Raw genomic sequence first — 21,679 nt, 5'->3', positions numbered from 1 at the left:
GAGGAGTACGTCATGAAGCCCCCCGTCCAGGAGGAGCAGGGGCCGGCCACCACCCTGCCGGTCGGCTCCCCGGCCGCTGTGCGCGGGTACTTGCTGCTGCTCGCGCGGCGGCACCGCCGCGGGTTCTCCGCGGTGGTGACACTGCACTCGACGGCCACGCTGGCCGGGCTGGTCGGGCCCTGGGTGCTCGGCCGCCTGGTCGAGTCGCTGGCCACCGGGACGGCCGGGTCCACCATCACGGTGGCGGTCGCCTGGTACCTGCTGGCCCTGGTGGCGCAGGCGGCGTTCACCGGCTGGTCGCGGATGCGCGGCGCGGTGCTCGGCGAGAAGGTGCTGGCCGACCTGCGCGAGGACTTCCTGGTCCGCTCGGTGGCCCTGCCGACCGGGGTGCTGGAGCGGGCCGGCACCGGGGACCTGGTCTCCCGGGGCACCACCGACATCGACCGGCTGGACAAATCGGTGCGCGAGGCGGTGCCCGAACTCGCCGTCGCCGTGGTGTCGTTGCTCCTGGTGCTCGGTGCGCTGCTGATCACGTCGCCGCTGCTCGCACTGACCTCGCTGGTCGGCCTGCCGCTGCTGCTGGTCAGCTCCCGCTGGTACTTCCGGCGCGCGCCGCAGTCCTACCGCAGCGAGTCGGCCGGGTACGCGGCGGTGAGCAACGTGCTGGCCGAGACGGTCGACGCCGGGCGGACGGTCGAGGCCCTGCGGCTGGGCGACCAACGGGTCCGGCTGACCGACCGCAAGCTGCGCGAGTGGCTGGCCTGGGAGCGGTACACCCTGTGGCTGCGCTCGGTCTGGTTCCCGACCATCGACGCGGTCTACACCTCGGCGGTGCTCGCCACCCTGGTGCTCGGCGGGCTGTTCACCCTCCGGGGCTGGATCACCGTGGGCCAGCTGACCACCGGCGTGCTCTACGCGCAGATGCTGACCGGCCCGGTGGACCTGATCCTGCGCTGGTACGACGAGCTCCAGATCGGCCAGGCCTCGTTGGCCCGGCTGGTCGGCGTGCGCGAGGTGCCGGAGCACGAGGGGGACGAGTCCGCCCGGCCGGACGGCCGTCGGGTCGAGGCGAAGGACGTCCGGTTCGGCTACCGGGAGGGCGCCGACGTCCTGCACGGCATCAGCCTGGACGTCGCCCCGGGCAGCCGGGTCGCGCTGGTCGGGCCGTCGGGCGCGGGCAAGTCCACGCTCGGCCGGCTGCTGGCGGGGATCTACGCCCCCGGCCGCGGCAGCGTGACCCTCGGCGGTGCGGCGCTGGCGCGGATGCCGGCCGAGCGGGTGCGCGCGCAGGTCGCCCTGGTGAACCAGGAGCACCACGTCTTCGTCGGCACCCTGCGGGACAACCTGCGGCTGGCCGCTCCCGACGCGGACGACACCGAGCTGCGGGCCGCGCTGGACGCGGTGGAGGCCGGGGCCTGGGTGGACGCCCTGTCGGAGGGCCTGGACACCGAGGTCGGCTCCGGCGGCACCTCGCTGACCCCGCCGCAGGCCCAGCAGCTGGCGCTGGCCCGGCTGGTGCTGGCCGATCCGCACACCCTGGTGCTGGACGAGGCCACCTCCCTGCTGGACCCGCGGGCCGCCCGGCACCTGGAACGCTCGCTCTCCAGGGTGCTGGAGGGCCGGACGGTCATCGCCATCGCCCACCGGCTGCACACCGCGCACGACGCGGACGTGATCGCGGTGGTCGAGGGCGGGCGGATCAGCGAGTACGGCAGCCACCCGGACCTGGTCGCGGCGGGCGGTCCGTACGCGGCGCTCTGGCGGTCCTGGCGGGACGAGCGGTAGTGCGGCGGCCCGGGGCGGGACGAGCGGGGAGCGGGCCGTCCCGGTAGGAGGGGGCTTCAAACCCGTACGGGGCCGGATTGCCCCGTACGGGTTACTCCCTGGCCCGGAGGGGCGCGTAACCGGGCAAATCGGCCGCCCGGCCCGCAGACTGCTCCGGTGACCAAGATTTCAGACGGCTCGTCCCGCTCCCCGCGCGGTGAGATCGGCGGGATTCCCACGCGCTACATCGGGATCGGCGCCATCGTCGTCCTCGCCGTGTGGTTCCTGTTCGCCAACCTCGACAAGGTCAAGATCCAGTTCTGGGTCTTCACCGTCACCGCGCCGCTCTGGATCGCGCTGCTGGCCACGCTGATCGCGGGCGTCGCGCTGGGCTGGCTGCTGAAGGGACGGCGCAGCAGGTGACCACAGCCCCCGGGCCGGCTCCGGCCGGCGCATCGGCCTTCACCCCGCTGATCGAGATGCGCGGGGTCAACAAGCACTTCGGGGACCTGCACGTGCTGCAGGACATCGAGCTGACGGTGGGACGCGGCGAGGTCGTCGTCGTCATCGGCCCGTCCGGCTCCGGCAAGTCCACCCTCTGCCGGGCCATCAACCGGCTGGAGCCGATCGAGAACGGCACCATCCTGATCGACGGCCAGCCGCTGCCCGAGGAGGGCAAGGGGCTGGCCAGGCTGCGCGCCGAGGTCGGCATGGTGTTCCAGTCCTTCAACCTGTTCGCGCACAAGACCGTGCTGCAGAACGTCTCGCTCGCGCAGATCAAGGTCCGCGGCCGGCCCAGGGCGGAGGCGGACGACAAGTCCCGCGCGCTGCTGGAGCGGGTGGGCCTCGCCGATCAGGCGGCCAAGTACCCGGCGCAGCTCTCCGGCGGGCAGCAGCAGCGGGTCGCGATCGCCCGCGCGCTGGCGATGGACCCCAAGGCGCTGCTGTTCGACGAGCCCACCTCGGCGCTCGACCCCGAGATGATCAACGAGGTGCTGGACGTCATGCGCCAGCTCGCGAGCGAGGGCATGACGATGATCGTGGTCACCCACGAGATGGGCTTCGCCCGGGCCTCCGCGAACCGGGTCGTGTTCATGGCCGACGGCCGGATCGTCGAGGACCGCGCCCCGGAGGACTTCTTCAGCGCTCCTGAGAGCGATCGTGCCCGGGACTTCCTGTCCAAGATCCTGAAGCACTGAGGCGGCGCCGTGAACCGTGAGACGACGCCGGCGGCGAGGCCCGCGGGAAGATCTGTGGGAAGGCCCGTGGCGCGGGCGGGGCGGCGCGTGCTCGCCGCCGCCCTGCTGTTCACCGCGCTGGTGGCGGGCTGCGGCAAGCCCGGCACCCCGCCGCCCAAGGGCCCCCAGCCCAGCGCCCTGCCCAGCTACCAGGTGCAGGACGCCTCCGCGATCACCGGCTCGCCGACCCTGGACGCCGCCCGCGGCCGGGGCCACCTGATGGTCGGCGCCAAGGAGGACCAGCCGTACCTGGGCCAGAAGAACCCGGCCACCGGCGTGTACTCCGGCTTCGACATCGAGATCGCCAAGATGGTCGGCGCCTCGTTGGGCTTCCCGCCGGACCGGATCCAGTTCAAGACGATCGCCTCGGCCAACCGCGAGACCGCCCTGCAGAACGGCCAGGTGGACTACTACGTCGGCACCTACACCATCAACGACAACCGGAAGAAGCTGGTCGGCTTCGCCGGCCCGTACTTCATCGCCGGGCAGTCGCTGCTGGTGCGCAAGAACAACACCACCATCCACGGCCCGCAGGACCTGGACGGCAAGAAGGTCTGCTCGGCGGCCGGCTCGACGCCGTACCAGCGCATCCAGTCGCAGTACCCGAAGGCCAAGCTGATCGGCTACGACACCTACTCGGCCTGCGTGGACAACCTGATCACCAACCAGGTCGACGCGGTGACCACGGACAACGCGATCCTGCTCGGCTACGCGGCCAAGGTGCCGGACGAGCTCAAGGTGGTCGGCCCGCTGTTCTCGACCGAGCCGTACGGCATCGGGGTGCCGAAGAACGACACCGTGCTGCGCGGCGCGATCAACGACGCTCTGGAGCACCACATGCAGAACGGCGACTGGAGGAGGGCGTTCGAGGCGACCCTCGGCCTCTCCGGGGAGCCGGCGCCGAACCCGCCGCAGATCGACCGGTACTGAGAGGGCCGCGCCGTGAAAACGCTGACCGACAACTGGTCGACCTACTGGGACGGGTTCCTCGGCACGCTCTCGCTGTTCGCGGTGAGCGCCGTGCTGTCGCTGGTGCTGGGCGTGCTGATCGCGGGCTTCCGGGTCTCGCCGGTGAAACCGCTGCGGGTGTTCGGGACGCTGTGGGTGACGGTGCTGCGCAACACGCCGCTGACCCTGCTGTTCTTCATCGTGGTGCTGGGCCTGCCCCGGTTCGACATCACCCTGCCCTTCTACACCTTCGCGGTGCTCGCGCTGGGCTGCTACACCTCGGCCTTCGTCTGCGAGTCGATGCGGTCGGGCATCAACACGGTGCCGACCGGGCAGGGCGAGGCGGCCCGCAGCCTCGGCATGAACTTCGGGCAGACGATGAGCCTGGTGGTGCTGCCGCAGGCGTACCGCTCGGTGGTGGCGCCGCTCGGCAGTGTGATGATCGCGCTGGCGAAGAACACGGCGATCGCCGGCTCGTTCAGCGTCACCGAGCTGCTGGGCACCTACCGGACCATCAACGAGCTGGGCTACAGCATCATCTGGACCTTCGTCTGGATCGCCGTCGGCTACCTGATCATCACCCTGGCCATCAGCGCCGTCTTCAACCTGCTGGAACGACGAGTGGCGGTGTCCCGATGACGGTCGAATCCTCGGCGCTGTACGACATCCCCGGCCCGAAGGCGCTCTCCCGGCACCGGCTGTACGGCGGGATCGCGCTGCTGCTGATCGCGGCGCTGATCGGCTGGGTGGTCTACATGCTCTTCCACACCCACCAGTTCACGTACGCCAAGTGGCAGCCCTTCGAGTACCGGGGCGTGCAGGACCTGCTGCTGCGCGGGCTCGGCAACACCTTGCAGGCCTTCGGCTGGACGGTGCTGTTCGCGCTGCCGTTCGGCGCGCTGTTCGCGGCCGGGCGGCTCTCCGACCACCGGGTGGTGCGCTGGCTCGCCACGCTGGTGGTGGAGTTCTTCCGGGCCATGCCGGTGCTGGTGATGATCTTCTTCGTCTTCGTCGCGCTCAAGGTGCAGCCGCTCTGGGCGCTGGTGGCCGGGCTGGTGCTCTACAACGGCTCGGTGCTGGCCGAGGTGTTCCGGGCCGGCGTGCTCGCGGTGCCCAAGGGGCAGCGGGAGGCGGCGTTCGCGCTGGGGATGCGCAAGACCCAGGTGATGACGTACGTCCTGGTGCCGCAGGCCAACCGGGCGATGCTGCCGGCCATCATCAGTCAGCTGGTGGTCGCGCTCAAGGACACCTCGCTGGGCTTCCTGATCACCTTCGAGGAGTTCCTGCACGCGGGCAAGCTGATCGCCACCAACCTGGACTACGACCTGCCGTTCATCCCGGTGGTGATGGTGATCGCGCCGATCTACATCGGCATGTGTCTGCTGCTCTCCTGGCTCGCCCGCTTCGTGGAGCGGCGCAGCCGGCGCAGTCCGAGCGCGCGGGGCGGGGCACCGGTGGCCAAGGCAGGGGTGCCGGTGGGGCTGCCTCCGTCGGCGCAGCTGTGAGAAGGCCGGTTCGGGGCTGAACCATAGGTACGGGTGGGGTTGGGGTCGGTACCTCCAAATTCCTCTTATGATTCTCGGGCGCCCGGGCGCGGCCCGTGGACGACCGGAGCGCGGCCGGAACGGGGCTGCCGACGGTGGACGAGAGGGCGGGAGGGACCATGGAGCCGGTGTTCGATTCGCGGCACATCAGGACGTTCCACGAGGTCGTCCGGGCCGGCTCCTACTCGGCCGCCGCCCGCGAACTGGGCTACACCCAGCCCGCCATCACCCAGCAGATGAAGGCGCTCGAACGCACCGTCGGCGTCCCGCTCTTCACCCGGGCCGGGCGCGGACTGCGGCTCACCGAGGCCGGCGAGGCGCTCTCCCGGCACGCCGAGCTGATCCTCGGCAGCATGTCCGCCGCCCAGCAGCAGCTCGCCGCGCTGGCCCGGCTGCGCGCCGGTCGGGTGCGGGTCTGCGCCTTCCCCAGCGCCAACGCCACCCTGATACCCCAGGCGATGGCCCGGCTGCTGGCCGAGCACCCCGGTGTGCGGGTCGAGCTGCTGGAGGCCGAGCCGCCGGACTCCGTCCAGCGGCTGCTGCGCGGGGAGTGCGACATCGCGCTGGCGTTCCGGTACCCCGGCGCGGCCGCCGAGGTGCCGGAGGGCGTGGACGAGATCCCGCTGATGGAGGACCTGCTCACGGTGCTGCTGCCGGTCGGGCACCCGCTCGGCCGCCGGCACGCCGTACGGCTGGCCGACCTCGGCGGCGAACGCTGGATCGCCGGATGTCCGCGCTGCCGGGCCAACCTGCTGCACGTCTGTGCGGAGGAGGGCTTCGCACCGGACATCGTCTTCTCCACCGACGACAACCTCGCGGTGCAGTCGCTCGTCGCCGCCGGGGTCGGGATCGCGCTGATGCCGGCGCTGGTGCTCTCCTTCATGTGCCACCGCAAGGTCACCGGACGGGCCGTCGAGCCGCACCTGCGGCGGCAGGTGAGCGCGTACGTGCTGCGCGAGCACCGGCGGATCCCGGCCACCGGGCTGGTGCTGGACCACCTGCGGCAGGCGGCGGCGAGCCGGGTCGGGTGCTGACCCGTCGGCGGGCCACATGACCGACGAGCATGGACTGCCACCCGGCGACCTATAAGCGTTGATGGGGAGATTGCTTACAAACCCTCCTTGGACGTGATGGGTCCATAGGTTCGAACCTGCTGGGATGACACCCTCAGCCACGGTCGGCAGCGACCGGCTCACCGAGCGGATGACCGCGCTGATCAGTGAGATCCGCGCCGTCGTGGACCGCGGGCTCCCGCCGGAGCTCACCGCCTACCTGGTCGGCGAGCGCCTCGCCCCGCATCTGCACGCCGACCCGGACGGGCCCGACGCGCTGCTCACCCCCGCCCAGCGCGAGGGCGACCCGCAGCGCTACCGCCAGCACGTCCTGCACGCCGAGGGGGACGGCAGCTTCTCCGTCGTCGCCCTGGTCTGGCTGCCCGGGCAGCAGACCCCGATCCACGACCACGTCTCCTGGTGCGTGGCCGGCGTCCACCAGGGCCAGGAGAGCGAGACCCGCTACCGGCTGGTCTCCGACGGCCCCACCTCCCGGCTGGTCGAGACCGAGCACGTGGCCGGCCCGGCCGGCACCGTGGCCGCCTTCGCCCCGCCCGGCGACATCCACTTGGTGCGCAACTCCTGTAGCAGCACGGCGATCTCCATCCACGTCTACGGCGCGGACGTCTCGCGGCTCGGCACCAGCATCCGGCGGGTCTACCGGCTGCCCGCCGACCGGCAGCAGTGAGGGCGGCGTGGCACTGACCCTCAGGCACCGCACCGCCGGCACCCGCTCACTGCCCCCGATGCGCGGGGACGCTCCCGGGCTGCTGCTCGCGGCCCTCGGAGTGGCCGCCGCGCTGGGCATCCACGCGCTGGTGCCGGCCGTGCCCGAACTCACCGCCGCCGTCCTGCTCGGCATGCTGGTGGCCCACCTGCCCGGGCTGCGCCCGGTGGTCCGCGGGATCGCCCGGCCGGGGCTGTCCACGGCCGGGAAGCGGCTGATGCGGCTCGGGATCGTCCTGCTCGGGCTCAAGCTCAGCCTGGACGACGTGCTCGGCCTCGGCTGGGCCACCGTCGCCATGGTGCTCGCGGTGGTCGCGGCCACCTTCGCGGGCACGCTCTGGCTGGGCCGGCGGCTCGGCCTGCCCGGGGACCAGCCGCTGCTGGTCGCCACCGGGTACTCGATCTGCGGGGCCTCGGCGATCGGCGCGGTCAGCCAGGCGGCGGGCAGCGAGGAGGAGGACGTCGCGGCCTCGGTGGCGCTGGTGACCCTCTGCGGGACGCTGGCGATCGCCGTGCTGCCGCTGCTCCAGCACCCGCTCGGGCTCGGCGAGCTGGAGTTCGGGCGCTGGGTCGGGGCGAGCGTGCACGACGTCGGGCAGGTCGTCGCCACCGCGCAGACCGGCGGGGCCGGGGCGCTGCGGGAGGCGGTGCTGGTCAAGCTGATGCGCGTGGTGCTGCTGGCGCCGCTGGTCGCGGGGGTGGCCGTGGCGGTGCGGCGGAACCTGCGGGCGGCGCGGGTGGCGGCCTTGGCGGAGGTTCCGGTCGGGGCGCCGGTGGGCGCTCCGGTGGGGGCCTCAGCGGCGGGCGGGGCGGGCGAGGAGGGCGCGGCGTCGGGCGATAAGTCGAGCGCGAAGTCGGGTGAGAAGCCGGCTGAGAAGTCGGTGAAGACCGGCAGCCGTCCGCCGATCGTGCCGCTGTTCGTGGCCGGATTCCTCGCGATGATCGTCCTGCGGACCACCGGGGTGCTGCCCGAGCGGGCGCTCGACCTGGCCGCGGACGCCCAGGGGCTGCTGCTGGCCGCCGCGCTGTTCGGCCTGGGCAGTGCGGTGCACCTGCCGACCATGGCCCGCACCGGCGGGCGGATCGCCCTGCTCGGACTCGGGTCCTGGGTGGTCGTCGCGGGCGTCTCGTACGTGGGGGTGCTGGTCACGACCTGACGGACCCGGGTGCGGACTCGGCTATTGTCGGGCAGGTGCCCGCCCCGCCCGTACGGGGGCGGCACCGCAGCCGAGTTCGCCCGAGTCCACCAAGGGGGACGGATGACCACCGCACTGCCCGAACGCGACGGCCACGAGGCCGTCGTCACCCTCGACCGGCGGGAGGGCCCGTACGGCGAGGTGGTGCTCCGGCAACGCGGTCGGGACTTCGAGATCATCGCCAACGGCTGCTTCCTGATGGACACCGCCGACGGGCGCTCGGAGCGGCTGCTGATCCAGGCGGCGCTGGACGAGTTGGACCGCACGGGCGGCCCGGTCGAGCGGCCGTCGGTGCTGATCGGAGGCCTCGGGGTCGGCTTCTCGCTGGCGTACGCGGCGGCCGAGCCGCGCTGGGGACGGATCGCCATCGTCGAGCGGGAGACCGCGATCATCGACTGGCACAGGACCGGCCCGCTCGGCGCCTTCTCCGACGGTGCGCTGGAGGACGCGCGGGTCGAGGTGCTCCACACCGACCTGCTGGAGTACCTCGCGGCGGCGGACGGCGAGCGCTATGACGCGCTGTGCCTGGACATCGACAACGGGCCGGACTGGACCGTCACCGAGTCCAACGACGGGCTGTACGGCGCGGACGGGCTCGCGGTGCTGTGGCACCGGCTGCGGACGGGCGGGGTGCTGGCGGTGTGGAGCGCGCAGCCTTCGCCGGCCTTCGAGGAGGCGCTGCGGGCGGTGGGGTTCTCGGACGTGGTGACGCACGAGATCCCGGTCGCCCGGGGGGTGCCGGACGTGGTGCACCTGGCCCGGCGGGCGGGCTGAGGGCGCGCCGAGGGCCGGCTGAGGGCGGACGCGGATCGGGCCGGGTGCGGCCGGATCGCGGGTGAACCCGGCTGTGGCGGCGGGTGGTTGGCGCCTGGTGCGTCAACTGCTGTCGGCACCACGGCTGTTGAACGGCAGGTTGATGGTGGGATCGGGTGGCTGAGAGCGGGAGTCCCTCGGAGCGGATCGCGGCCGAGCTCCGACGTCGCATCGCGGCAGGGGAGTTGGCGCCGGGGGCGCGGGTGCCGTCGACCCGGCGGATCACCCAGGAGTGGGGCGTCGCGATGGCCACGGCGACCAAGGTGCTGAACCGCCTCCGGGAGGAAGGGCTCGTACGGGCCGTTCCCGGGGTGGGCACGGTGGTGGCCGGGAAGGCGGCTCCGGAGGAGGTCCGGGCCCGGGAGCCGCGGCGGGAACCGGCGCGGGAAGCGCGGCCGGTGGCGGAGCCGGCCACGGCGCCGACCGCGGAGCCGACCGCGGCGCGGCGGGTGAGAGCGGGCGGCGAGGGTGAGCTCACCCGGGAGCGGATCGTCGCGACGGCCGTCCGGGTGGCCGACGAGGAGGGGCTGGCGGCGCTGTCGATGCGCCGGGTCGCGACCGATCTGGGCGTCGCGACGATGTCGCTCTACCGTCATGTGCCCGGCAAGGACGAGCTGTTGCGGCTCATGACGGACGTGGCGTTCGGGGAACAGCCGCTGCCCGAGCCGCCGGCGGAGGACTGGCGGGAGGGGCTGGAGACGGTCGCCCGGCTGCAGTGGCGGATCTACCGGCGTCACCCGTGGCTGGCCTCCACGATGTCCTTCACCCGGCCCGTGCTGGCGCCGGACGCCGCAGTGCACACCGAGCGGTCGATGGCCGCCCTGGCGGGGCGGGGTCTGAGCGGCGAGGAGATGGCCCAGGCGGCCGTCGCCCTGGCGGCGTTCGTGTGCGGGCTGGCCGTCCACTTCGAGCGGGAGGCGCAGGCCGAGCAGGACAGCGGGCTGTCCGCGGAGGAGTGGATGGACCGGGTGGAGGGTGAGGAGCACGCCCGGCTGATGGCGGATCCGGAGCGGTTCCCGATGTTCGACGCGATGAACCGGGGGCCGGAGATCGACCTGGGCCTGGAGGCGCTGTTCGAGTTCGGGATGGCGCGGATGCTGGACGGGGTCGGTCTGATGATCGAGCGGCGGGGGCAGGGGGCGGCGAACAGCTGACAGCTGACAGATGACAGGTAACAGATTTCAGATTTCGTTCGCTGAAATCTGTCAGCTGTTATCTGTCGGTTGTTACCTGTCAGCCGTCAGCCGTCAGCCGTCAGCTGTCCGTTGACGGCCGTCACCCGTTCGCGGTGACGGCGCGCAGCGGCTTCCCCCGCCTCCGGCTCAGCCGAACGGGCGGTTCTGCGGCTCGGCGTCCGCCTCCTCCGCCGGCTCCGGTTCGGGAGCCGACAGGTCCGGGAGGCCCCCGATGGCGAAGGGGTTGAAGTCCGGCGGCGGGACCATCACCGGCGTGCCCTTGCCCGGAGCCGGCTCCTCCGCGTCCCCGCCCTGCCCCGGACTCCGCTCCGCCGCGGCCGCGGCGGGCGGTGCCTGGGCCGGGATGACGGGCGGGGTCGAGGGCGGCGGCGGGACGGCCGGGCCCTGGGAGGGGAGAGTCGTGCCGAACGGGTCGGCCTTCTGCTCGGCCGCGACCGTGGTGCCGAACGGATCGGCGACCGGAGCCGCCCCGGCAGGCTGGGTGGCGGGCGCGTCGCCCGATACGTCCGGGACGCCCCCCATGGCGAAGGGGTTGAAGTCCGGCGGCGGGACCATCACCGGGGTGCCCTTCGGTCCGCCCTCGGCGTCCGGTGCCGCCTGGTCCCCACCGGCGGCGGGGACCTCCGGGGTCTCCGCGACCGGCGCGAAGGGGTTGAAGTCCGCGGGAGGCACCCGTACCGGTGTGCCGCGCAGGTGCACCGGCCTCTCCTCCGGCGCCTCCGCCGACGCCTCCTCGATGGTGGCGGCAGGCGACGGGGTCGGGGCGGGAGCGGGCGCCGGGGTCGGAACGCTGCTCACCGCGGCGGCCGGGACGGCGGTCGCGGCGCCCGGGACCGGTACGCCGTCCCAGCCGAACTGGATGCTCTTCAGCAGCTCCGCGAACGCCTCCGTGTACAGCTCCCAGTCCTCCGGCCGTGCCGTGGACAGCTGGGCGCACAGCACCGTCCCGCCATCCGGCAGCGGCACGAAGGCCTGGACGGCCGAGGTGACCACCCAGCGCCGCTGTCCGTCGGCGGCCAGCGGTCCGGGTACCGGGACGGTCCGGCCCTCGACCAGGACGGCGGCCGGTCCGGCCGGCAGCAGCACGGTCCACACCTCGGCGTGCCGCCGGACGGTGGCCAGCTCGGTGGCGAGCGCGGTGATCGGCAGCGGGTGCCGGGCGAGCGAGACGACCAGGGCGGCGTCCGAGGCGCGGTCGTCCAGCTCCAGGGCGCAGACGCCGGCGTACACGACGCCCGCGTCGCGGATCAGGTCGGCCAGGGTGGCGGAGATCACCGCGAAGTCGCGCCGCGGCTCCGGACCGGTCGCGCTGAACAGCTCCTCGGCGACCTCGGCCAGGTGCCGGGCCAGCTCATCGGCGGCCGCCACGGTGGCCGGGGCGCTCCCACCGCTCGCACTCCCACCGGTCGCGCTGCCGCCGGTCCGGTCCGCGCCGTCGGGCAGCGGGGGCACTGTACGGGCGGAGACGCCGGGCGGGCCGCCCGGGGAGGTCAGCGAGTGGAAGCCGGGCGGTACGACCAGCCGGACCTCGGCGCCCGCGCCGGTGGGCAGTTCGACCGGCTGGCGGGTCTGCTGCCCGGCCGCCAGCGCGGCCAGCGCGGGGGCGAACGGCGGACGCAGCTTGGCGTCGGCGAACTCGCCGGTGACCGGGAGCTGGAACAGCGCGGCCGAGGTGGTGCCCCGGTCGGCGATGGCACCGCGCACCGCGCCGCCGCCGTACCGGGCCTGGAGCGCGGTGACCACCCGGTCGGTGAGCCGCGCGCCGGTGCCCGGCCGTCCGGTGCCCGCGGTGGTCACCGTGCCGAGCCGGTCGAGGGCGGTGTGCACCGGGCCGTTGGGGGCCAGCGGCAGGGCGAACAGCGCCTCGGCGGCGGGGTGTTCGGCCGTCCGCAGGGCGCTCAGCGAGGCCGCCGGGTGGCGCGAGGTGTGTTGGTCGAAGAGGGCGTCGGTGAGGGTGCCGAGGGTCGCGCAGACCTGCTCCGCTGCCGCGAAGGGATTGGCCTCCACGCTGAACTGGACGTCCTGGGTCACCTGGTGAGCCCCCCGCTCTGCTCCGTCTGCTGTCGGTGGTTCGGGTGGGACCGGCCCCGGCGCGGCGGCGCGCCGTCAGATCCCTGCTCATTCCTATCAGAGCCCACTGTCCTGACCGAACCGCAGGATCACCCGATGATCACTTGGGCGGTCGGCGCGCGGTGACGAGTCCGGCGCCGACCCCGGTTACCGCTCCGCCGGGCACGGTTACCGCTCCGCCGGCCCCGGTCGTCGATCCGCCGACCGCGCGGGTCACTCGGCGGCGGCCCCGGTGGCCTGCGCGGACCCGTCGTCGGGGGTGCCGGCCGCGAGCGCGGTGACCGCCTCGACGATCCCCGGCACGGCGAACAGCCCCGCGAGGTCCCGCACCAGGCGCCCGGTCGGGCCGTTGGGGCGCTCGTCGGCGAAGAAGGAGGCCAGTTCGGCGGCGAGCGCCGGCTCGCGGGCGGCGGTGAGGGTGAGCGCCGCGACGAACTCCTGCACCAGGTGCAGCTGGAGCTCCGCCAGCGGCACCGAGCGCTCGGACAGCCACTCCAGCGAGGTGATCTCGGCGTTGGCGATCCAGGCCCGGACGGTCAGCCGCAGCCCGACGCTCGGCGCGGGGATCGCCAGGTGGGCCAGGATCTGCTCCTGCGCCGCCCGGCGCACGTCGTCGATGACCGCCGAGGTGCCCGCGCTGGCCGCCACCGACCCGCCGCGCAGCAGGGCGGCGAAGCCCGGCCCGTGGCTCTGCACGAAGTCCAGGTAGCGGCCCATCACCCGGTGCAGCCGCTCCGACAGCGGCCCCTCCATGGGCTCCTCGAACCGCGCCGACAGCTCCTGCCCGGCCCGCCGCAGCGACTCCTCGTACAGCGCCTGCTTGCCGGGGAAGTAGTGGTAGACCAGCGGCCGGGAGGCGCCCGCGGCGGCGGCGATGTCGTCGATCGACACCTCCTCCGGCGGCCGGCGGCTGAACAGCTCCAGCGCCACGGCGATCAGCTGCTCCCGCCGCTCGTCCACACTGAGCCGCCGACGCGGCCGCCCGCCCGCCGCCCCGGCGGATGCGGAGGTCCGTGCTGCGTGGTCGGCCGTCGGAGACGGCGTACGGGAGGCCATGCGCGCCACCCTAGTTCGTCGCGGGCCCTCCGGTGGAGCCTGGGGCGCGCCGCCCGTCGGCCCGCACGCCGTCTCCGAAGCCCGCACGCCGCCCCGCACCCCGAACCGTCGGCTCCGAGGCCTCGGCGGCGCTAGGCGGACCGGAGCTCCAGGTAGCGGCGGTAGGCCTCCAGGCCGTCGGGGACGAAGGTGTCGCGGGTGAGGCGGTCGGCGAGTTCGGCGGGGGTGAGCCAGGCGTGCCAGGCGACCTCGGACTCCTGGGGGGAGACCGGGCCGTCCCACTCCGCCTCGTACATGTCGCACCACCAGGAGAGCCGGTCCTGTTCGAAGAGGAACTTGAACAGGGGCCGCGGGGTGACGCCGTGGACGCCGAGTTCCTCCTCGGCCTCGCGGACGGCGGCCTCGGCGTAGGTCTCGCCGGAGCCGACCACGCCGCCGACGAACATGTCGTACGCGCCGGGGGCGAACAGCTTGGTGTCGGTGCGGCGGTGGACGAAGATCCGTCCGGCCGGGTCGCGGACCAGGATGAAGACGCAGCGGTGGGTGAGCCCGCGCCGGTACACCTCGCCGCGCAGGGCGGTCCCGATCACGCGGTCGTGCTCGTCGACGATGTCCAGCAGTTCCTCGGCAGGGTTGGTCATGGGGGACAGGTTAGGGTTTCGGGGCTCGGTTCGAACGAATTCGATCGAAGAAGGATCGAAGGAGATCGAAAGCGAGCGCACATGGCATGAGAAGCAGCGGAACTGGTCGAGGACGGCACGCGGTGGTGGAGATCTGGGGCGAGACGGCCGAGGGGTTCGAGCCCGTACGGGAGGCCTTCGCACGGAACTTCGCCGACTACGGCGAGCTCGGCGCGGCCTTCGCGCTGTACGTGCGCGGCCGCAAGGTGGTCGACCTGTGGGGCGGCGACGCCCGGCCGGAGGTCGGCGGCCGGCCGGCGCCCGCGGTGCCGTGGACGGCGGACACCGCCCAGGTGCTGCGCTCGGTCACCAAGGGCCTCACCGCGACCGCCGCGCTGCTGCTGGTCGAGCGCGGCCTGCTCGACCTGGACGCCCCGGCGGCCTCGTACTGGCCGGAGTTCGCGGCGGCCGGCAAGGGCCGCGTCCCGGTGCGCCAGCTGCTCTCGCACCAGGCCGGGGTGCCCGCGCTGGACGTGCCGCTGCGGCTGGAGGACGTGCTCACCTGGGAGCGCGCGGCCGCCGCCGTCGCCGCGCAGGAGCCCGCCTGGGAACCCGGCACCGCGCACGGCTACCACCCGTACACCTTCGGCTGGCTGGTCGGCGAGGTGGTGCGCCGGGTGAGCGGCCGGACCATAGGCCAGTACTTCGCCGAGGAGGTCGCCCGGCCGCTCGGGCTGGACCTGTGGATCGGGCTGCCGGCCGGCGCCGCGCCCCGGGTCGGCAAGCTGGTCGACCTGCCGGCCCCGGAGGCGGCGCGGACCGGTCCGAGCGGGCTGCGGCTGCGGCCCAAGCAGTCCGTCCGGGACGCCTACCAGGACCCGGCCTCGCTGACCGCCCGCTCCTTCGCCTCGGTGCGCCCCGGCGTGGACCTCAACGACCCGGCGGTGCAGGCCGCCGAGATCCCCGGGGCCGGCGGCATCGGCACCGCCCGGTCGCTGGCCCGGTTCTACGCGGCGCTGATCGGTGCGGCCGACCGCGCGGACGGCTCCGGCGCGCTGCTGCCGCCGCTGCTCGGCCCCGAGGTGCTGGTACGCGCGGTCGGGCCGGCGGTGAGCGGGCCGGACCGGGTGCTGATCGTCAACTCCACCTTCGGCCTGGGCTTCTGGCGGCACGGTCCGACCGCGCCGATGGCCTCCCCGGCGAGCTTCGGCCACCCGGGCCGGGGCGGCTCGCTCGGCTTCGCCGACCCCGACCTGGGGCTGGGCTTCGGCTACGTCACCAACGGCATGCAGCCGGGTGTCACCGGGGACGTCCGCTCGCGGAACCTGATCCGCGCGGTGCGGGGGTGCCTGGGGCTGGACCGGTAGCCCCGGGGTCAGCCTGTAGCCCCGGGCCCGGCCGGTAGTCCCAGGCCTGGCTGGTAACCCCGGGCCAGGCCGGTCGCTTCAGGCCTGGCCGGTCTCGAAGCGGCGGATCTTCCCGCCGTCGACGGTGAAGCGCCACGCGGTGCGCATCGTGCCCCAGGTCTCGTTGGTGAACTCGGCGACCAGCGCGTGGCCGCCGTGCGACTCGGTCTGGACGGCCATCCGGCCGTTCGGGCCGAAGATCTCCCGGTCGACCCAGTCCGCCAGGTCGCGCTCGGACCCGTCGTCGGACATGGTCGCGTCTGCGGCGAGCAGCGCGAAGAAGGCCTCGCGGTCGCCCGCGTTGACCGCGGTGACGAAGGCGCGGACGGCGGGGTCGCTGAGTTTCGTGGGGGCGATGGTCACGCGGGACTCCCGGATCGGGGGTTGGGGTACGGGGAGTCCTGTCTACGGCTTTCGCGCGGGCCGTCCGGGCATGTCGGCGGCGCGTCGGTGAATTGGGCGCATTCATGTGCTTTGATCCCCGGAACAGGCGAATCGCCCCGGAGCCCGCCACGGGGAGTGGCGAGGAGCGGGAGGTCCCGGTGGGCCTCCCGCTCCGCTTTGCCGCCCCGCTTCCTGGAGGAAGCCGACTTCCTAGAAGAAGCCGACCGCGTCGGGGGAGTAGCTGACCAGCAGGTTCTTGGTCTGCTGGTAGTGCTCCAGCAGCGCCTTGTGGTTCTCCCGCCCGATGCCGGAGTTCTTGTAGCCGCCGAAGGCCGCGTGGGCCGGGTAGGCGTGGTAGCAGTTCGTCCAGACCCGGCCCGCCTGGATGGCGCGGCCGGCCCGGTGGGCGGTGTTGAGGCTGCGGGTCCAGACGCCCGCGCCGAGCCCGTACTGGGTGTCGTTGGCGAGGGCGACGGCGTGGTCGAAGCCGTCGAAGCGGGTGACCGAGACGACCGGTCCGAAGATCTCCTCCTGGAAGACCCGCATCGAGTTGTCGCCCTCGAAGACCGTCGGCGTGACGTAGTACCCGCCGGCCAGCGCACCGCCGAGGTCGGCCCGCTCGCCGCCCGCCAGGAGCTTGGCGCCCTCCTCCTGGCCGATCTCGAAGTAGGAGAGGATCTTCTTCAGCTGTTCGACACTGGCCTGGGCGCCGACCTGGGTCTCGGTGTCCAGCGGGTCGCCCTGGCGCATCGCCCGGACCCGCTCCAGGCCGTCGGCGAGCAGCCGCTCGTAGATCGCGGAGTCGATCAGCGCGCGGCTGGGGCAGGTGCAGACCTCGCCCTGGTTGAGGGCGAACATCGCGAAGCCTTCGACGGCCTTGTCGTAGAAGGCGTCCGAGGCGGCGGCGACGTCCGCGAAGAACACGTTCGGGCTCTTGCCGCCGAGCTCCAGCGTGACCGGGATCAGGTTGTCGGCCGCCGAGCGGGCGATCAGCCGGCCGGTGGTGGTCTCGCCGGTGAAGGCGACCTTGCGGACCCGGGGACTGGCGGCGAGCGGGGCGCCGGCCTCCTCGCCGAAGCCGGTGACGATGTTGAGCACGCCGGGCGGCAGCAGGTCGGCGGTCAGCTCGGCGAGCAGCAGCACCGAGGCCGGGGTCTGCTCGGCGGGCTTGAGCACCACCGCGTTGCCGGCCGCGAGCGCCGGGGCGAGCTTCCAGATCGCCATCAGGATCGGGAAGTTCCACGGGATGATCTGGCCGACCACGCCCAGCGGCTCGTGGAAGTGGTACGCCACGGTGTCCTCGTCCAGCTGGGAGAGGCTGCCCTCCTGGGCCCGCAGCGCACCGGCGAAGTAGCGCAGGTGGTCGACGGCGAGCGGGAGGTCGGCGGCCAGCGTCTCGCGCACCGGCTTGCCGTTCTCCCAGCTCTCCGCGACGGCCAGCCGCTCCAGGTTGGCCTCCATCCGGTCGGCGACCCGCAGCAGCACCTGCGCGCGCTCGGCGGCCGAGGTGCGGCCCCAGGCCGGGGCGGCGGCGTGGGCCGCGTCCAGGGCGGCCTCGATGTCCTCGGCGGTGCCCCGGGCGACCTCGGTGAACACCTCGCCGGTGACCGGGGTCGGGTTGCCGAAGTACTCGCCGCGCACCGGGGGCGTCCAGTCGCCGCCGATCCAGTGCTCGTACCGGGAGCGGTAGGCGACGATGCTGCCGGGGGTGCCGGGGGGCTGGTAGACCGTCATGCTCGGTGTCTCCTCGCTGCGTCGGGTGCCGTCGGCGCGGCTCGGGCCGCGGGCGGCACGCCGGACCGCCCGGTCAGGGGGCGGTCCGGCGGGAGGGGTGGGACACGCCATCGGACCGGCGCCCCGCCGGGCGCCCGCCGTCGAGCACGATAACCGCCCGGCGCCCGGCGCGGCTACGGTCCGTACGCCGGGCCCGTACGGAGGGTGTGTCCGCCGGCCGCTCCCGGGGGCGTGCCGACGGGAGTCCGGAGCCGATCACCAGGGGCGCCCCGGAGCGGATCACCTCGGGCGCCCGGAACCGGATCGCTGCGGGGCGCGCGTTCCGGCCGCGTTCCCGCGGCGTGCCGCCGCACGCCGCCGCGTGGCCCGGACGGCGCTCCCGGCGGGCCGCCGTACGCCCGTCGGGCGGTTCGGGGCGGACGCCGGTCAGACCGCGTGGTACCGCCCGGTGCGGGCCTCCCAGCTGAGGTAGCCGGCCAGCCAGGTCAGCAGTCCGTCCGCGTACCGCTCGGCGATCACGCGTTCGATCCGGGAGAGGCCCAACTCGCGGTGGACGTCCGGCAGTCGGTCGCGCAGCTCGGCGCAGCGGTCGACCATCAGCTGGGCTTCGGCGATGACCGCCGCGCAGGCCTCCTCGGCCGAGCAGCACCGCTCCCGCTGGACGATCATGACCAGGTTGTTCACGTCCCCGCGCGGCGCCTCCAGGGGGTAGGAGCGCACGTCGTTGCTGAGGGACGGTATGTCGGCGGCCAGCTGGCGGAGTTGGCGCAGCACCGGGTGGTGCAGGACGGCGGCCGGGACCTCGAACTGGCCCAGGCGTTCGACCATGTCGAAGATGGTCTCCATGGCCGCGGTGCCCCGTCGGAGCTCCAGGTAGCCGTCGCGGTCCGGCGGCCGGGTGGAGATCCGGCCGGCCGCCTCGGCCGGGTGACTGGCCAGGTAGTACTCCCAGTTGTAGGCGGCGCGGGCCTGCCAGCGGGCCGGCATGCCCTGGACGCTGCGGTCCCACAGGTCGGCGAACGCGGTCTCGACCGGGGAGTCCTGGTCGGGGCGGGCGCCGTGCAGGACGGCGATCAGTCGTTCGCAGATCGGGGCGACTTCGGCGGGGCGGCGGCCGAGCGGGCCGTCGAACTGGTCGTCGAAGAGGAAGTAGAAGCCCATCAGGTCGGCGGCCAGGGCGAGTTCGTCCGGACCGGCGTCCGGGTAGCCGAGCGCGGCGAGGTCCACCACTTCCCAGTGGGCGTAGCCGGGGTGGTCGGCGTCGGGTAGCAGGGGGTGGCGGATGAGCCAGTCCCGGTGCAGTGCGGTGGCGCGCGGGCCGTGCGGACTGCGGCGGTGCGGGAACGGAATCTGAAGTGAGGTGTCGTCAGACATCGGACTCCCGGTGCAGCGGAGGTTGGGGGCGCTTTTTGTTCGAGCGCTGATGGTGGGGGGAGTTGACACGGCGAGGCGCGGGCGGTGGGGGTGGGTTCCGCAAGATCATCCGAACCTCGAAGGCCGTAGGGTATCTGATGCAATGATCGGACGTTAGGGATATAGGGCAGTTGCCCTTGACAAGCCGCCCGAACCCTCACCGTCCGCCCCAGCCTGCACGAATGCCCCACGGGAACGGCCGCGCGGCGCTAACCTCGGCTGCACGCAGTGATGGAGCTGTGACGCGAGCGGGCGAGGCGGAGGCACGACGGTGACCGAGCAGGAGAACGCAATTCGGGCGGGTGCTGGTTCCGCCCACGAGGGCGACGGCACCGCGCCCCGGGTCCGGCTGCACGACCGCGACTCCGAACTGCGCTCGGTGGAGGCCGCCGTGGACCAGCTCTGCCGCGGCTTCGCCGCAGGTGGCACCGAGATCGGTGACCTGCTCACCTTCTCCGGCCGCCCCGGCATCGGAAAGACCAGTCTGCTGCACGAGGTCCGGCGGCTCGCCAAGCTCCGCGACGGCGCCACCGTGCTCTTCGCCCGAGGCGGAGAACGGCAGTTCAAGGATCCGTACCACGTGCTGCGGCAGCTGCTCCAGCCCGTGCTCAGTGACCTGCCGCCGGACGTGTTCGCCCAGGTCATGGGCACCTGGGAGGAGGTCGTCGGACCGGCCATGGGCCTCAAGCAGCCCAAGGCCGGCGCCCGCCGCCTCGACCCGCAGGGCGTGCGCGACGGCCTCGACTACGTCCTCACCCAGCTCGCGCCGCGCCGGGCGCCGATGGTGATGATCGTCGACGACCTGCACTGGGCGGACGGGGAGTCACTCTCCTGGCTGACCAAGTTCGCCATCCGATCGAGTGAACTTCCCGTCCTGCTCGTCTTCGCCTTCCGGGAGGACGAGAGCGACTGGCCCACCGAGACCCAGGAATTCCGCCGGGCCGTCCTCGGACTCAAGGCGCGCAGGCACGAGCTCAACCGCCTCAACCTCAGCTCGGTCACCGACATGATCCGTGCCGAACTCGGCGACAAGGCCGAGGAGGCCTTCTGCTACGAGTTCTGGAACGTCGTCAACGGCAACCCGTTCGAGGTCATCGCCCTGCTCGACCAGGTCCGCGACCAGGAGCTCGAACCGGTCGAGGAGAACTCCCGACAGCTGCGCGAACTCGCCGTCGACGCCACCGGGATGACCCTCAAGAGCTGGCTGGACCGGCTCGGCGCCAGCACCCTGCGGTACGCCTGGGCCTGCGCGATGCTGGGCACCGACATCCGGGTGGACCTCGCCACCCGGATCTCCACCCAGAGCACCGAGGGCGCCCGCGAGTCCATCAAGCAGCTGCGCAAGCAGCGCGTGCTGACCCAGACCCCCAACGGGAACCTGGAGTTCGTCCACCCGCTGATCGCCAGCTCCATCTACAACACCATGCCGGACGCCACCCGCCTCGGCATGCACGGCATCGCCGCCGCCGAGATCGAGAACGCCGGACTCGGCCTGCTCGCCGCCTCCCGCCACCTGGTCGAGACCCACTCCGGCGAGGGCGACGACCGGATCGTCAAGAAGCTGCGCCGCGCCGCCATCGAACACCAGCTGATCGGCGCCCCCGAGGCCGCCCAGCGCTGTCTGCACCGCGCGCTCAACGAGCCGCCCGCCGACGAGATCAAGGCCGAGGTGATGTACGAACTCGGCTGCTCCGCACTGCTCACCGACCCCGTCGCCACCGTCAACCAGCTCAAGCTGGCCCTCGACCCCGACGAGCTGCCGCTGCGGCCCGAACTGCGCGTGGACGCCACCTTCCGGCTCTCCGAGGTGCTCGCCCACGCCGGTGAGCTGGGCGAGGCCGCCCTGGTCTGCCAGCGCGAGGCCGAGCAGACCGTCGACCCGGCCGGCCGTCAGCGGCTCCAGGCCGCCTCGTTCATGTGGCACGCCTTCCGCAAGTCCGAGGAGGACGGCCCGGGCCGCTCCGCCCGGCTCGGCGAGATGTGCCGGAGCCTGAACGGCAAGGAGGCCTCCGCCCGGGCCGTACTCGCCATGCGCGCCTGGGACCTCACCCTGCGCGGCGCCCCGTCCGCGGAGGCGCTCGCGCTCGCCGACGAGGTCCTCGACGGCGGGCGGCTGCCCAAGGGCCTCGGGTGGACCGACACCACCTGGGGCTTCGAACTGCCCTCGATGCTCTGCCTCACGTACATCTACAACGACCGCATCGCCCAGGCCGAACGGCTGGCCGCGGACGCCATCATCCAGTTCGAGGTGGCCGGTTGGAGCGGTGCCCACCGGGGCTTCGCCTACTTCCTGATGGGCCTGGCCCGGTTCCGCCGCGGCCTGCTCGCCGAGGCCGAGGACTTCCTGCGCCGGGCGCACCGCATCTCCGAGCGGATCGGGGACATGCTGCCGCTGGCCTGGGACGCGGTCGGCGTGCTGGTCGACACCCTGCTCGCCCGCGGCCGGATCGACGAGGCCTGGCAGCTGGCCAACGACTCCGGCTTCCACCCGCCGTACCACGCGACCGCCATGGTGCTGC

19 protein-coding genes are annotated in these 21,679 nt (G+C 73.3%); 13 read left to right on the top strand and 6 right to left on the bottom strand.

Features of this window, described 5'->3' with window-relative positions; genetic code table 11:
• Positions 1 to 12 precede the first annotated feature (12 nt).
• From ACFVXH_RS03480 to ACFVXH_RS03430, 11 genes are all read left to right on the top strand, one after another.
• Positions 13 to 1,785 (top strand): ABC transporter ATP-binding protein, encoded by a 1,773-nt coding sequence (locus ACFVXH_RS03480; RefSeq protein ID WP_387819938.1) that lies wholly within the window; start codon positions 13 to 15, stop codon positions 1,783 to 1,785.
• A 156-nt stretch (positions 1,786 to 1,941) separates the two neighbouring features.
• Positions 1,942 to 2,187 (top strand): lipopolysaccharide assembly protein LapA domain-containing protein, encoded by a 246-nt coding sequence (locus ACFVXH_RS03475; RefSeq protein WP_049649495.1) that lies wholly within the window; start codon positions 1,942 to 1,944, stop codon positions 2,185 to 2,187.
• Between the two features lie 47 nt (positions 2,188 to 2,234).
• Complete coding sequence (locus ACFVXH_RS03470; RefSeq protein ID WP_220450147.1) at positions 2,235 to 2,963, top strand: amino acid ABC transporter ATP-binding protein; 729 nt, start codon at positions 2,235 to 2,237, stop codon at positions 2,961 to 2,963.
• Between the two features lie 66 nt (positions 2,964 to 3,029).
• On the top strand, positions 3,030 to 3,932 hold the full coding sequence (locus tag ACFVXH_RS03465) for a glutamate ABC transporter substrate-binding protein (protein WP_387820559.1): 903 nt from the start codon (positions 3,030 to 3,032) through the stop codon (positions 3,930 to 3,932).
• Between the two features lie 12 nt (positions 3,933 to 3,944).
• Complete coding sequence (locus ACFVXH_RS03460) at positions 3,945 to 4,589, top strand: amino acid ABC transporter permease (RefSeq protein WP_074004373.1); 645 nt, start codon at positions 3,945 to 3,947, stop codon at positions 4,587 to 4,589.
• A complete protein-coding gene (locus tag ACFVXH_RS03455) occupies positions 4,586 to 5,455 on the top strand; it encodes an amino acid ABC transporter permease (protein WP_117492528.1) in 870 nt (289 codons plus the stop codon). The genes ACFVXH_RS03460 and ACFVXH_RS03455 overlap by 4 nt, the downstream gene beginning before the upstream one ends.
• A gap of 167 nt (positions 5,456 to 5,622) precedes the next feature.
• The gene (locus ACFVXH_RS03450; protein ID WP_049649505.1) at positions 5,623 to 6,528 is read left to right on the top strand and encodes a LysR family transcriptional regulator; all 906 of its coding nucleotides are present in this window, start codon (positions 5,623 to 5,625) and stop codon (positions 6,526 to 6,528) included.
• 124 nt (positions 6,529 to 6,652) lie between these two features.
• Complete coding sequence (locus ACFVXH_RS03445) at positions 6,653 to 7,234, top strand: cysteine dioxygenase family protein (protein ID WP_074004375.1); 582 nt, start codon at positions 6,653 to 6,655, stop codon at positions 7,232 to 7,234.
• A gap of 58 nt (positions 7,235 to 7,292) precedes the next feature.
• Complete coding sequence (locus ACFVXH_RS03440; protein ID WP_380777729.1) at positions 7,293 to 8,429, top strand: YeiH family protein; 1,137 nt, start codon at positions 7,293 to 7,295, stop codon at positions 8,427 to 8,429.
• Between the two features lie 102 nt (positions 8,430 to 8,531).
• A complete protein-coding gene (locus ACFVXH_RS03435; protein WP_117492522.1) occupies positions 8,532 to 9,242 on the top strand; it encodes a spermidine synthase in 711 nt (236 codons plus the stop codon).
• 155 nt (positions 9,243 to 9,397) lie between these two features.
• Positions 9,398 to 10,435: a TetR/AcrR family transcriptional regulator C-terminal domain-containing protein gene (locus tag ACFVXH_RS03430; protein WP_387819935.1), complete on the top strand. Its 1,038-nt coding sequence runs from the start codon at positions 9,398 to 9,400 to the stop codon at positions 10,433 to 10,435.
• Positions 10,436 to 10,603: 168 nt separating this feature from the next.
• Here ACFVXH_RS03430 and ACFVXH_RS03425 read toward each other — a convergent pair whose 3' ends face one another.
• The 3 genes from ACFVXH_RS03425 to ACFVXH_RS03415 form a co-directional block, all read right to left on the bottom strand.
• Positions 10,604 to 12,508, bottom strand: a complete 1,905-nt coding sequence (locus ACFVXH_RS03425) for a hypothetical protein (protein WP_387819933.1) — start codon at positions 12,506 to 12,508, stop codon at positions 10,604 to 10,606.
• Between the two features lie 252 nt (positions 12,509 to 12,760).
• On the bottom strand, positions 12,761 to 13,603 hold the full coding sequence (locus tag ACFVXH_RS03420) for a TetR/AcrR family transcriptional regulator (RefSeq protein ID WP_387819931.1): 843 nt from the start codon (positions 13,601 to 13,603) through the stop codon (positions 12,761 to 12,763).
• Positions 13,604 to 13,734: 131 nt separating this feature from the next.
• Positions 13,735 to 14,244, bottom strand: coding sequence for an NUDIX hydrolase (locus ACFVXH_RS03415; protein WP_049649511.1), 510 nt, complete (start codon positions 14,242 to 14,244; stop codon positions 13,735 to 13,737).
• Positions 14,245 to 14,366: 122 nt separating this feature from the next.
• Here ACFVXH_RS03415 and ACFVXH_RS03410 point away from each other — a divergent pair, with 122 nt between their 5' ends.
• Positions 14,367 to 15,590, top strand: a complete 1,224-nt coding sequence (locus tag ACFVXH_RS03410) for a serine hydrolase domain-containing protein (protein WP_387819929.1) — start codon at positions 14,367 to 14,369, stop codon at positions 15,588 to 15,590.
• Positions 15,591 to 15,668: 78 nt separating this feature from the next.
• Here ACFVXH_RS03410 and ACFVXH_RS03405 read toward each other — a convergent pair whose 3' ends face one another.
• The 3 genes from ACFVXH_RS03405 to ACFVXH_RS03395 all read right to left on the bottom strand — a co-directional run bounded on the left by ACFVXH_RS03405 (position 15,669) and on the right by ACFVXH_RS03395 (position 19,121).
• Entirely contained in the window at positions 15,669 to 15,992 is a 324-nt protein-coding gene (locus tag ACFVXH_RS03405) for a hypothetical protein (protein ID WP_049649513.1), read from the bottom strand.
• Positions 15,993 to 16,223: 231 nt separating this feature from the next.
• Entirely contained in the window at positions 16,224 to 17,747 is a 1,524-nt protein-coding gene (locus ACFVXH_RS03400) for an aldehyde dehydrogenase family protein (protein ID WP_049649514.1), read from the bottom strand.
• A 426-nt stretch (positions 17,748 to 18,173) separates the two neighbouring features.
• Positions 18,174 to 19,121 carry a hypothetical protein gene (locus ACFVXH_RS03395; protein ID WP_049649515.1) on the bottom strand — a complete coding sequence of 316 codons (948 nt, stop codon included), beginning with the start codon at positions 19,119 to 19,121 and terminating at the stop codon, positions 18,174 to 18,176.
• Between the two features lie 310 nt (positions 19,122 to 19,431).
• Between ACFVXH_RS03395 and ACFVXH_RS03390 the strand changes: the two genes are divergently transcribed.
• The coding region (locus ACFVXH_RS03390) for an ATP-binding protein (protein WP_387819926.1) at positions 19,432 to 21,679 on the top strand (2,248 nt) is incomplete at its 3' end.

This window comes from Kitasatospora sp. NPDC058184, from assembly GCF_042883725.1.
Taxonomy (GTDB): Bacteria; Actinomycetota; Actinomycetes; order Streptomycetales; family Streptomycetaceae; genus Kitasatospora.
Note: the sequence above shows the minus strand (reverse complement) of the source record. Positions and strands in the feature narration are given on the sequence as shown.